The 13,206-nt window shown below is 41.1% G+C and carries 8 protein-coding genes and 1 pseudogene; 8 read left to right on the forward strand and 1 reads right to left on the reverse strand.

All coding sequences use genetic code 11. The annotated features are described in order from the left end of the window. Nucleotides 1-496 (forward strand): annotated as a pseudogene (locus tag ACFIKE_RS03555) (cell envelope biogenesis protein TolA); the annotation flags it as partial. A gap of 43 nt (nt 497-539) precedes the next feature. Further along, a complete protein-coding gene (gene tolB / locus ACFIKE_RS03560) occupies nt 540-1,865 on the forward strand; it encodes a Tol-Pal system beta propeller repeat protein TolB (RefSeq protein ID WP_375648419.1) in 1,326 nt (441 codons plus the stop codon). Between the two features lie 1,112 nt (nt 1,866-2,977). Here tolB and ACFIKE_RS03565 read toward each other — a convergent pair. Further along, the gene (locus tag ACFIKE_RS03565; RefSeq protein ID WP_005774608.1) at nt 2,978-3,724 is read right to left on the reverse strand and encodes a YebC/PmpR family DNA-binding transcriptional regulator; all 747 of its coding nucleotides are present in this window, start codon (nt 3,722-3,724) and stop codon (nt 2,978-2,980) included. 367 nt (nt 3,725-4,091) lie between these two features. Between ACFIKE_RS03565 and ACFIKE_RS03570 the strand changes: the two genes are divergently transcribed. From ACFIKE_RS03570 to glmM, 6 genes are all read left to right on the forward strand, one after another. Beyond that, nucleotides 4,092-4,787 carry a DUF1013 domain-containing protein gene (locus ACFIKE_RS03570; RefSeq protein ID WP_375625266.1) on the forward strand — a complete coding sequence of 232 codons (696 nt, stop codon included), beginning with the start codon at nt 4,092-4,094 and terminating at the stop codon, nt 4,785-4,787. Between the two features lie 201 nt (nt 4,788-4,988). Continuing rightward, nucleotides 4,989-5,510 carry a peptidoglycan-associated lipoprotein Pal gene (pal, locus tag ACFIKE_RS03575; RefSeq protein WP_375626541.1) on the forward strand — a complete coding sequence of 174 codons (522 nt, stop codon included), beginning with the start codon at nt 4,989-4,991 and terminating at the stop codon, nt 5,508-5,510. 52 nt (nt 5,511-5,562) lie between these two features. Next, nucleotides 5,563-7,509, forward strand: coding sequence for a tol-pal system protein (locus tag ACFIKE_RS03580; protein WP_375648420.1), 1,947 nt, complete (start codon nt 5,563-5,565; stop codon nt 7,507-7,509). A gap of 18 nt (nt 7,510-7,527) precedes the next feature. After that, the gene (gene tilS / locus ACFIKE_RS03585; protein WP_375648421.1) at nt 7,528-9,015 is read left to right on the forward strand and encodes a tRNA lysidine(34) synthetase TilS; all 1,488 of its coding nucleotides are present in this window, start codon (nt 7,528-7,530) and stop codon (nt 9,013-9,015) included. Nucleotides 9,016-9,129: 114 nt separating this feature from the next. Continuing rightward, on the forward strand, nt 9,130-11,280 hold the full coding sequence (ftsH, locus tag ACFIKE_RS03590; protein WP_375625270.1) for an ATP-dependent zinc metalloprotease FtsH: 2,151 nt from the start codon (nt 9,130-9,132) through the stop codon (nt 11,278-11,280). A 545-nt stretch (nt 11,281-11,825) separates the two neighbouring features. Further along, nucleotides 11,826-13,199, forward strand: a complete 1,374-nt coding sequence (gene glmM, locus ACFIKE_RS03595) for a phosphoglucosamine mutase (protein WP_375625271.1) — start codon at nt 11,826-11,828, stop codon at nt 13,197-13,199. Nucleotides 13,200-13,206 lie beyond the last annotated feature (7 nt).

Genomic DNA, 13,206 nt, shown 5'->3' on the forward strand with positions numbered 1-13,206 from the left:
TGCATTGAATCAAAAGACGCCAAAGCTTAACAAGAAAAACCAAGAGAAACAGACCATTGAAGATATTTTAGCACTGGAGGAAAATAATTTGCTCAATCGTGCGCGGTCACAAGGAGGGGGAGCAAAACGTTCTCATACACCAGAAGCTTTGGGTGCAAGAAAAAACATTGATGATACCACAAAAATGGCACAAACATTGGTCAATATTGCGGGGGGATGTATTCAACAGAAGCTTAAACTTGTGGCGCTTGGTGGCGATTTAAAAAACCGTCCGGTTGTGCGGTTGCGATTTTATTTAGATCGTGAAGGGATGGTTATGGGCGATCCTATCATTGATCCCGTAAGTGGTCTTGAGAGTCAACAAGCTATTATGATGAGGCAGGTGTATGCCGCTGTCTTTTCATGCCAACCTTATGCAGATCTCCCACGTGATCAATATGATCTATGGGGGCAAGGTTTTGACTTTAATGTTGATCCCCTCCAAGAAATAAGATGATAAACGAGAAAAAATAAATTGGCTTAACGAAAGGACACATTCCATGATGACTATAACGAGACATAAAGTTTTAGCTTGGTTTATTGTCACTTGTGGGTTGTGGCTTTCAAGTATTTCATCGGGCTATGCGCAATTGAAAGGGACTATTTCGAGCGCTGATTTTAATCCCATTCCCATTGCAATTACAGACTTTATTTCCAATGATTCGATTGGGTTGAAAATATCTGCTGTGGTGACCGCTGATCTTGAGCGGTCGGGGCTTTTTTTACCGCTTAATAAAGAAAATTTTCTTGAAAATATTTCTAATCCTAATAAACAACCGCATTTTGCGTCTTGGCAGAAAATAAAAGCGCAAGGTTTAGTTACGGGGCAAGTCATGAGAGAAATCGATGGACGTTTGAGGGTCGATTTTCGTTTATGGGATGTTTTTGGACAAAGACAATTGAAAGGACGGCGTTTTTATACCGCGACAGAACGTTGGCGGCGTGTGGCACATATGATCGCAGATGAGATCTATAGTGAGATGACAGGAGAAAGTGGTTATTTTGATACACGAATTGTTTTTATCGATGAAACAGGACCCCAAAATGCACGCATTAAACGCTTAGCAATGATGGATCAAGATGGCGCAAATTTGATTTATATGTCTGATGGAAGTGAATTGGTGCTTACACCACGGTTTTCCCCAAAAAGACAAGAAATGACCTATATGGCTTATGAGGATAATCAAGTACCTCATGTTTATCTTCAACAAATTGAAATGGGACAAAGAGAGTTGATCGGAACGTTTAATAACATGACAATTGCTCCGCGTTTTTCTTCTGATGGACAAAAGGTCATCATGAGTTTGTTACAAAATGATGGCAGTGCAAATCTTTACACCATGGATTTACGAACCCGTACGATGACGCGACTTACTACAACTTCTGCTATCGATACTTCTGCGTCTTATTCACCGGATGGAAAACACATCGTCTTTTCCTCAGATCGTAGTGGAAAGCCGCAAATCTATAAAATGAATGCGGATGGGAGTGATATTCAGCGTATTTCTTCAAACGATGGGAGTTATTCGACACCTATTTGGTCACCACGGGGTGACTATATCGCCTTTACAAAACAATTAAGCGGACAATTTTCTATTGGTGTTATGCGCCCTGATGGACAAGGAGAACGAATTTTAACCACAGGGTTTCACAATGAAGGACCAACTTGGGCACCTAATGGTCGCGTGCTGATGTTCTTTCGCAAAAATCCCGGTATGGGACCAAAAATTTATACGATTGACATTACAGGTCGCAATGAACGACAACTCCCTACACCCAATGATGCTTCGGATCCAGCATGGTCGCCTTTGCTCAATATACAGTAAAACAAAATGCTTAAAAACAGAACATAGAAGGAATATGGTCTATACAGTCTCAAGGTTACACAATATCAGTTTACACAATATCAATTGTCTTTAATGATTTAAAAGAAGAAATTGATTATAGTGGGCATGGGAGTTATGTAGATTTCATCCATTATCTACGGTTGTTTATCGACAATGGAATTTCCTTGGGGGAAAATGCTTAAAAAAATTCAAAACAATACCTTGAAAAAATAGAGTCGAAAATTCTGAGGTCTCTAGATTTCAACTTTTTATTCAAAGTGTCGCTATATATTTCAAAGTGTCTCTCTCTATTTTTTGACTTCCTCTTCGATTTGGTTTGCGAAGAGTCTGGACTCTTGTCAAGGGTGTTTTTTCTGCTGCTCTCTGAAGTGTTTTATTTAAGTACGCTGTTGTTTTAGGTCTGAATATTGACTGATCGGTAATAGCAAAAGGACAGATTTTTAAGATAAATGACGTTATTTTATGAAACATACGACGCCATAAAGTTAATGCCATAAAGTCAAAAATTTATCCGCAACGGATTAGAGAGATGTACCAGCTTTTTATACAATACTTTGCTAAACAATCAGCTCTGGCTTTCCATTTGCTTATTTTATTCTGTGATATTGTCAAAACACTGTCATTTGAGGTGCGGGGATATAAGGCATATAAACTTCCTTGAGATATTTAAGTATTTTTTTAAGTGCGTGGCGAATATTTAGGGGAGTGTGTATTTTATGAGCAGTAAGTTTCAAGTGAATTCCATGGGTGATTCGTCATAGAAATACGTCAAGAAAATCCGAATTGTTTATAGACCGGATCATCTTCATTACTTGAGGGTGGGGAGGTTAATCTTAAAGAACAAAAAGATCAAATAGAGAGGGGCTATAGGGATAATCTTTGGGGTATGTAAGAAAGGCCTGAGACTAAAGAGTTTTTTATGTTTTATTTTTTGGTGATGTTTTCTGGAATTAATGGCGGTTTTCTTGTTGCACCAATGGTTAGTCCCCGCTATTGACGCGGGGTTTTTATATGTGCGGATAAAGAGGAGAGCTGACAGATGCTTTTGAAGCCCTCATGAATGAAGAGAGGGCTTATGCAAATGGTGGGAATTATACAGATAATTTTGCCAAAATCTCATCGCTGACATCAAAATTGGCATAAACATTTTGTACATCATCATCTTCTTCTAATGTTGAAATCAGTCGCAAAACGGACAAAGCTTTTTCTTCATCTATTGGTGCAAGGGTGGTGGCTTTCCAAATCGTTTTAATCGATTCTGCTTCACCAAGTTTTGCCTCAAGAGTTTTGGAAACTTCACCAATATCTTCAAATGCGCAGGTAATATGATGTCCGGTTTCTTCTGATTGCACATCTTCGGCACCGGCTTCAATCGCTGCATCCATGATGTTATCGGCTGTTCCTGCTTCTGGCTTATAGATTATTTCACCAATCCGATTAAACATGAAACTGACCGATCCTGTTTCTCCTAGGGCTCCTCCTGATTTTGTGAAGGCGGCGCGCACATTTGAAGCGGTCCGGTTGCGGTTATCGGTTAAAGCTTCAACAATGACGGCAACGCCGCCTGGTCCATAGCCTTCATAGCGTACTTCATCATAATTTTCGACATCGGTGCCTGAAGCTTTTTTAATCGCGCGTTCAATATTATCTTTCGGCATCGATTGTGCTTTGGCATTTTGAACAGCCAGCCTTAAACGTGGATTCATGGCTGGATCAGGAGCACCTTGTTTTGCTGCTACGGTAATTTCGCGCGCAAGCTTAGAAAATATTTTCGAGCGCATTGCATCTTGACGCCCTTTACGGTGCATAATATTTTTAAATTGTGAATGGCCTGCCATAGTTTTCCTTCCTATTTGAGGGCTTTCTTTCTAGTTGGATACTCTTTAGAATTTAAGACAATAAAATACGCATCCCACCAGAATAAATGTGCCACAGCATGAGGTGAAATAATCGAATAAACCCTTTATAAGAAAATTCATCTTAAAGGTAAAGACACCTTAGTTGAGGATCATTACAAGAGAGATCTCTTGTCGTTGGGAAAAAATAACGCTATAACAGAATGTAATCTCATGGCAAAATGGTTTATTCCATGCCTCGCTTTGTTTTAGGAGTGGTTGGAGAGACCTAACGTATAAAAAGTTCTAGTGCTCTTGAGTGGGCGGTAACCGGCCTCATAGGAAGAGGCGCAGAAGAGGATTTATAAAAATGGCAACGCAACTTTTGATGCCCAAAGCAACAGCTGTTTGGTTGGTTGATAATACAGCTCTTTCTTTTGATCAGATTGCAGAATTTTGTAAATTGCATGTCTTGGAAGTAAAAGCTATTGCTGATGGTGATGCGGCTTATGGTATTAAAGGTTTAGATCCGATTAGTTCTGGACAATTGACGCGCAGTGAAATTGCACGGGTGGAGGCTGATCAAAACGCACGCTTGAAAATTTCTCAATCTAGGGTGCATATTCCTGAAAAAAAACGAAAAGGGGCGCGCTATATCCCTCTTTCTCGACGCCAAGATCGTCCCAATGGTATCCTATGGTTGGTCACGAACCATCCGGAGTTGAAAGATGCACAAATTGCACGGTTGATTGGGACAACAAAAGCGACAATTGAACAAATCCGCCTTAGAACCCACTGGAATAGTGCAAATTTGGTTCCTCTTGATCCTGTAGGACTTGGTTTGTGTTCGCAAATCGATTTAGATTTTGAGCTCCAGCGTGCAGCGAAAAATCGTCCTGTTGCTGCAGAAGAAGATAGGTCGTTGCTTCCCGCTTCTGTGACGGAAAACGCTGACCTAGAGGAAAATGAGAGTGAAGATAATCTGCATAAGACTTTTGATGCTGATAAAGTTTTTGCAAAGCTGAACGCACTGCAAAAAAATCGTCAAGATCAAGATGATGCATAAAAAGCCATGACGTATAAGGAAAACATTTCTTATGGAAATGTTAGAGGAATGGCTGGAGAGAGAAAATTTGGCAGAGACTCAAAAATAAAAATGATGACCAAAAAAATAGAAAAATTTCGTCTTCATTAGGAATTAACGGTTATTCTTGGAAATCTTTTTAAGAATTTACCTTTCTTTATGACACTCAAGGAGAAACGGACTATGCGCTCTACCAAAAAAAAACTCTCTCATTCTTTAGCTATCCTCTTTCTTTTCTCACTATGCCTGGGTGGGTGTGGCAAAAAAAATGTCGGTGCACTTAACGGTATGAATGGCGCTTATATGAATGATGCTGGTTTGAACCAGGTGTCACCAGGCTCAGGACAAGAATTTACGGTTAATGTGGGTGATCGCGTGTTTTTTGGTCTCGATTCTTCTTCACTTGATGCTGATGCTGAACGTATTTTAACGCGCCAAGCAGAATGGTTGCTTCATTATCCTTATTATTCTATTATGATCGAAGGTCATGCTGATGAGAGGGGAACACGTGAATATAACTTGGCACTTGGACAGCGCCGCGCTGTTGCTGTGCGAAACTATTTGGTATCTCTAGGTGTGTCTGAACAACGGATTCAAACAATTTCTTACGGAAAAGAAAGACCTGTAGCAGTATGTGATGATATTTCCTGTTGGAATCAAAATCGACGTGCAGTAACAACGTTGAGTGACATGAATAGTCATTAAAAAGAAGATTGTTTGTTTCAACTATTCAATGAGCTCTTAAGGGGAAAAAGGAATGTATCGTAAAATCAATTGGAAAACACTCTTTTATATGGCGGTTTTCATAGCTTGTTCTACTTCACTTGTTCAAAGTGCGGCACGAAAGGCTTCCGAATATCCTGCACATGATACAGATAAAGTTGATGCAGTTGATAAGGCATCTGATGCGGAGGAAAAAGCCACTGACACTGTTGATAAGGCTGTTGATGCAGTGAAGAAAGCACCTGAAGCAGCAGATAAAGCAGCATCTAGCGCGGAGGAAAAAGCCACTGACGCTGTTGATAAGGCTGTTGATGCAGTGAAGAAAGCACCTGAAGCAGCAGATAAAGCAGCATCTAGTGCGGTGGAAAAAGCCACTGACACTGTTGATAAGGCTGTCGATGCTGTGAAGAAAGCACCTGAAGCAGCAGATAAAGCAGCATCTAGCGCGGAGGAAAAAGCCACTGACGCTGTTGATAAGGCTATCGATGCAGTGAAGACAGCACCTGAAGCAGCTGATAAAGCGGCATCTAGCGCGGAGGAAAAAGCTACTGACACTGTTAATAAGGCTGTTGATGCAGTGAAGAAAGCACCTGAAGCAGCTGATAAAGCAGCGTCTAGTGCGGTGGAAAAAGCCACTGACACTGTTAATAAGGCTATCGATGCAGTGAAGAAAGCACCTGAAGCAGCTGATAAAGCAGCGTCTAGTGCGGTGGAAAAAGCTACTGACGCTGTTGATAAGGCTGTCGATGCAGTGAAGAAAGCACCTGAAGCAGCAGATAAAGCAGCATCTAGCGTGGAGGAAAAAGCTACTGACGCTGTTGATAAGGCTGTCGATGCTGTGAAGAAAGCACCTGAAGCAGCAGATAAAGCAGCATCTAGCGTGGTGGAAAAAGCCACTGACACTGTTAATAAGGCTATTGATGCAGTGAAGACAGCACCTGAAGCAGCTGATAAAGCAGCGTCTAGTGCGGTGGAAAAAGCCACTGACGCTGTTGATAAGGCTATCAATGCAGTGAAGAAAGCACCTGATGCAGCTGATAAAGCAGCATCTAGTGTAGTGGAAAAAGCCACTGACACTGTTAATAAGGCTATTGATGCCGTGAAGAAAGCACCTGAAGCAGCTGATAAAGCGGCATCTAGCGTGGAGGAAAAAGCCACTGACGCTGTTGATAAGGCTATTGATGCAGTGAAGAAAGCGCCTGAAGCAGCTGATAAAGCAGCATCTAGCGCGGTGGAAAAAGCCGCTAGTGTTGTGGAGCACCAAGGGATTATTTTAGAGAATCAACAGGCTTTATTTAAAGATTATGATTTAGATAAGCTTTTGCATAAAATACGAATGGTGCTTGAGCATAACAATCTAAAAAATGTTAACAAGCAGTTTCATGGACTTTTTGATCAAAAAGCCTCTTCTGTTTATTCTTGTTCTTTTGAAAAGTCCGCTGTGGATGAAAAATCTCAGACTGTAAAAGAAGAGATGGAGCAGGACCATAGTGCAGGTGATCAGACACAGGTTGCTGCTGTGGAAGCTAAGGTGGAGAGCCATGATCATGAAAACACTAAACATTTTAAAAAAGCGCATGAAGTAAGTGCTCCAATTGAAGCATATCAGAGTGACAATCTTTCTTCTTCTAAAGCTTTGTATAAGGAAGGGTATGATTTTATTCGTTCTGCCAACTATGTTGATGCTGAAAAAAGCTTTTGCGCTTTTCAAAATCGTTACAAAAAAGATTCTTTGAGTGATGATGCTTTATTTTGGTTGGCTGAATCTTTGTTGGGACAAAAACGCTATCATGAAGCAGCGCAAGTTTATCTTACCGCATGGTATGCAGATAAAAAGAAGCTCTATACCTCTGAGATTTTGCTGAAATTAGCAAGAAGTATGGTCGCTCTTGAGCCAAATAAAGACGATTGTGCTCATTTTGTGAAAAAATCAAAACGTCAAAACACACTAGAGTCTATTTTTTGTAAACCTGCAGAATAAATAGCGAGGTCGTTTTCGGTGTGCGTTAGACTGGCAAGAAATCTCTTTAAAACATCGGATTTTATTCAATGTCAGAAGTTGATTCTTGCCGTCTCAGGGGGGAGTGATTCTTTGGCTTTGATGCTTTTGGTCAAAGAGCATTTGGAAACTCTCTCAGTTCCTCCAGAAATGATTGTTGTCACGGTTGATCATCAATTGCGTAAAGAATCGACGCGTGAAGCAGAAACTGTTGCGAAAATTTGTCGCGTTTATCACATTAAACATATCGCTGTGCGGTGGGAAGGCGAAAAACCAAAGACGCATATTGCTTCCAGTGCTCGTGTTGCACGCTATGATCTTTTGGTTAAAGAAGCACAAAAACAAGGTGCATCAGTTATTATGACGGGCCATACACTCAATGATCAGGTTGAAACCTATCAAATGCGGTATCAACGTCTCCAAAAAAATAGAGGTGCATTGCACGGTGAAGTTGGTGCCATGCGTGATGAGGTTTATTCCAGTGGTTTTGCCGGTTCTTTGCGCGGTGAAGCCGAGGGTATACATGATGAGGATCATGCCAGAGAAACGAGAAAAAATATTGCCGAAAAAAACTATGGTCTCCTCTATGAGCGTGGTTTATCCTGTATTCCGCGTGAAGCGTTGTTGCATAGAAAAGTACGTTTGATTCGTCCGCTCCTTGGTGTAAAACGCCAAACATTACGGAATTATTTACGCTTACAAGGACAAACATGGATTGATGATCCAACCAATGAAGATCGCAAATTTGAGCGTGTGCGCGTGCGTCAATCTCTTCATCCTGAAAAATTGGCTTATATTGCTCAAAAAATAAATGAAGCCGCATTGCAGCGTCGTCAACAAGCGAAAAATATCGCTGATTTGATCTTAGCGCTGGATATTACTGTTCAACATGGGCGTTGTTTCATAGCAAAGCCTGCGCTATTTTTACAGAAACATTCCAGTTTTCCTTTTGTGGTGGGGCTCTTTGCGGTGCTGATGGGAGGGGGATTTTATTTACTTCCCAATCAGAAATTAAGCATGCTTGTTCAAAAACTCTGTCTCGATTCTCCAGAAAAGAAGCGTTTTACTTATGCGGGCTCTGTTATTGAATATAACAAGCACGGAATTTCTTTGTGGCGTGAAGGGCGAAATATGAAAGAGGCTATCGTTGAGCCAGATAAAACTTTTATATGGGATGGGCGTTATCAGATCACAAATCATGGATCTGAGGCTATAAAGGTTGGAGCCGCAAATTTAGAACAGCTGAAATTTTTATTAAAAAATAGCGATTTTGAGCTTGAAAAGCCTCATTTTCCCTCTTTACAATCGCTGCTGATGATCTCAAATCACAAAGGGTATGATATTCCAGAGTTGATTTCTCAAGCAGTTGTTCATAAACATGTTATAATCAAGCGTATTATGGCACCTTTCGATTGGCTTTCTTCACGAGAAGATGCTGCCTTGGTAAATGTTGTGGAACCTTTTTTTAATATTAAGGTGAAAAGATAAAGGAAAATTACTCTAAAAGAAAATAAACAGCTTCTCATCTCTTGGCAAGGGGCTGACAAGGTTATATGTTAAGGGGAACTGTTTGAAATCTATATTTGATTAAGTGGGCTGAATATGAATTCCAATTACCGCTCTCTCCTTATTTGGGGAGTTATTGCCTTCATTTTGATTGTGTCGTTTTCTCTCTTTAATGGAGATAGTCAGCGTTCTGGTGGTGGAGAAGTCTCCTATTCTGAATTTTTGCAAAAAGTTGAGAATAATGAGTTGAAATCTGTGACCATTCAAGGTCAAAAATTAACAGGACAAACCATTGAACATAGAACTATCTCAACCTATGCTCCTCGCGATCCAGGTTTGATACAAAAATTGGAAAGCAAAAACGTTAATGTTAAAGCTGTTCCGGAAAGCTCTGGAAATAGCATTTTCCTCAATCTCCTCTTTTCCTTATTGCCTGTTATTATTATCGTGGGGGCGTGGGTCTTTTTTATGCGGCAAATGCAAAATGGATCACGCGGTGCAATGGGATTTGGGAAATCAAAAGCAAAATTGCTTAATGAAGCGCAAGGACGTGTTACCTTTAAAGATGTTGCTGGCGTTGAAGAAGCAAAGCAAGATCTTCAAGAAATTGTTGAATTTTTACGCGAACCACAAAAATTTCAACGCTTAGGGGGGCGTATTCCACGCGGTGTTTTGCTTGTTGGTCCTCCTGGAACCGGTAAAACTTTGCTAGCACGTTCTGTGGCAGGTGAAGCCAATGTGCCATTCTTTACCATTTCAGGATCTGATTTTGTTGAAATGTTTGTTGGTGTTGGGGCGAGCCGTGTGCGCGATATGTTCGAACAGGCTAAAAAAAATGCACCTTGTATTATTTTTATCGATGAAATCGATGCTGTTGGACGTCATCGGGGGGCTGGACTTGGTGGTGGAAACGATGAACGTGAACAGACCTTAAATCAGTTGCTTGTCGAGATGGATGGGTTTGAGCCCAATGAAAGTATTATTCTTATTGCCGCAACAAACCGTCCCGATGTGCTTGATCCCGCTTTGTTAAGACCAGGGCGTTTCGACCGACAAGTTGTTGTGCCAAATCCTGATGTTTCTGGGCGTGAACAAATCTTGAAAGTGCATGTGCGCAACGTGCCTTTAGCACCTAACGTTGATTTGAAAATTTTGGCAAGGGGAACACCAGGATTTTCCGGTGCAGACCTGATGAATCTGGTCAATGAAGCTGCTCTTATGGCTGCGAGCCGTAATAAAAGAGTTGTCACGATGCAAGAATTCGAAGATGCCAAAGATAAGGTGATGATGGGGGCTGAACGTCGTTCAACTGCTATGACACAAGAGGAAAAAGAACTCACTGCTTATCACGAAGCAGGGCATGCTATTGTGGCTCTTAATGTGCCAGTTGCTGATCCTGTCCACAAAGCAACAATCGTTCCAAGGGGAAGAGCATTAGGAATGGTGATGCAATTGCCTGAAGGCGACCGCTATTCCATGAGTTATCGGTGGATGATTTCTCGTTTGGCCATTATGATGGGTGGACGTGTGGCTGAAGAATTAAAGTTTGGAAAGGAAAATATCACATCCGGTGCTTCTTCTGATATTGAGCAAGCAACTAAACTAGCACGCGCAATGATCACACGGTGGGGATTTTCTGATCTGCTTGGAAATGTAGCTTATGGCGATAACCAAGATGAAGTCTTTTTGGGTCATTCTGTTGCGCGAACACAAAATGTCTCTGAAGAAACAGCGCGCATGATTGATATGGAAGTGCGTAAGCTTATTGATGATGCCTATAAAAATGCGACCAACATTTTAAAAACAAAAAGAAAAGAATGGTTTGCTTTGGCACAAGGTTTGTTGGAATATGAGACTTTAACGGGAGCTGAAATTAACGAAGTTATTGCAGGAAAGCCTCCTTCACGCACACAGAAAGATGAGAATGCTGCGCCACGGGGATCTTCTGTTCCAAAAACTGGAAAAATGAAGACAGAGACAACAGTGGAAGATGAAAAAAACGCTAACACAGCGCCTCATAAAGTAGAGATCAGTAAACTAGAGGCAGACAAAGCAGAGGGAGTTGTTGGGAAAAAAACAGCAAAATCCGGTAATGTTGAGCCTAAGGAGGCTCAGTCTAATGAAGTCCGATCGGATGAGACTGAGAAAAAAGCGCAAAGCACAAAAGGTACCACAAAATCAGTCAACCGCTCTAAAAGTAATGCTGAAAAGAAGTCCAATACTGCGGGAGATGATAAAGAAAAATAAGAACTGCTTAATAACGCTTGAGTAACGATGTTTTAGGAAAACTTCTAAATTCTTTGAGAAAGGCGCAAGCAAAGCTTGCGCCTTTAATGTAATATTTGCAAAAATATGGAAGCAAAAAATTAAGCAAAGCTGTTGTATGATGACAGTTTTAGCAGGCGATAAGGCGAGGTGGTATTTTCCTTTACTGATTTAGCAAGGTGTGAGGTTGGCGATAGATTTCCTTACGGATTTGATAAGGTTAGAGGTTAGGTGCTGGGGTTTTTTACGGGTTTAGCAAATGTGTGAGATTATCCTTTGGTTGTGTTCAGGAGATGTGTAAAGCATTTTGAGGAGATACTATTGCTTTTATGTGTGAGGGTGTGAACATAATGGGTTGAGAGGGGTTTAGATGTGTAGATGATGAATAGGATTCTTGATTGTCTAAATGCATGAAGGTTTAGATCAATGATCTGATTTTATATGGGGAGGGGACTATTGTACCAAGGGGGCTTGTTAGGGTTTTAAAGAAAAGCCAAGGGAAGAATTATATATTAAAGGAAAGAGGCATGGTGCAAAAATATTTTGGTACAGATGGGATTCGGGGGAAAGCCAATTCATTTCCTATGACACCCGATTTTGCCATGAAGGTGGGGATGGCTGTAGGGGTTTTATTCCGCTCACAACATCAATCACGTCGTGTGGTGATTGGTAAGGATACACGATTATCTGGCTATATGTTGGAAAATGCTTTGGTTTCAGGGTTGACTTCTGCGGGGATGGAAGCTTTTTTATTGGGTCCAGTGCCAACACCTGCTGTTGCAATGCTTTGCCGCTCTTTGCGAGCGGATCTTGGGGTGATGATTTCTGCTTCTCATAATCCGTTCTATGATAATGGCATTAAACTTTTTGGTCCTGATGGTTTTAAACTTTCAGATGATATGGAAGCTAAAATTGAACAATTGATCGATACAGATCTTTCAAAGTCTTTAGCAAGTTCTGCTGAAATTGGTTATGCAAAGCGGGTTGAGGGGGATATTTATCGTTATATTGAATATGCCAAACGAACCTTGCCGCGTGATGTTCGCTTAGATGCTTTGCGTATTGTTGTGGATTGTGCCAATGGGGCTGCTTATAAAGCTGCTCCCCGTGCTTTATGGGAATTGGGGGCTGAGGTTTTTGCTATTCATGATGAGCCCAATGGTACCAATATTAATCAAAAATGTGGATCAACCGATTTAAGCTCTTTAAAACGAAAAGTGCATGAAGTGCGTGCTGATGTGGGGATTGCTCTTGATGGAGATGGAGATCGTGTTCTCATTGTTGATGAAAAAGCACAAACGGTTGATGGAGATCAGTTGATTGCTGTAATTGCTGAAAATTGGCATAAAATGGGACGATTACGGCGCAATGGTGTTGTCACAACGATTATGTCAAATCTTGGACTGGAGCGTTTCTTGCACAGTAAAGGATTGCACCTTGTAAGGACAAATGTTGGAGATCGTTATGTTGTCGATGCTATGCGCCAAAAGGGATATAATGTGGGTGGTGAGGCTTCTGGGCATATTGTGCTCAGTGATTTTGGTACAACGGGTGATGGCTTGGTGGCTGCATTGCAGATTTTAGCCTGTATGAAGGAAAGTCAAAGTCCTATGAGCCAATTGTGTAAACGGTTTGAACCTGTACCGCAAATTTTAAAAAATGTAACGATTAAAAATAAAAATGTTTTGAAAAAAAATCCGGTCAAAGCGGCCATTGATCAAGCAGAGAAGCGGTTGGGAAAAGAGGCACGGCTGGTGATCCGTGCTTCTGGAACTGAGCCGGTTATCCGCCTTATGGCTGAAGGCGATGCACGAGAAGTATTGGACACAGTCGTGACAGAGTTGATGGATGTTATTATTCATCATGATGTACGCATGGGTACTGCACTTGAGGAATCTTGAATTTTTT

This window comes from Bartonella sp. MU70NMGDW, from assembly GCF_042194085.1.
GTDB lineage: Bacteria > Pseudomonadota > Alphaproteobacteria > Rhizobiales > Rhizobiaceae > Bartonella > Bartonella grahamii.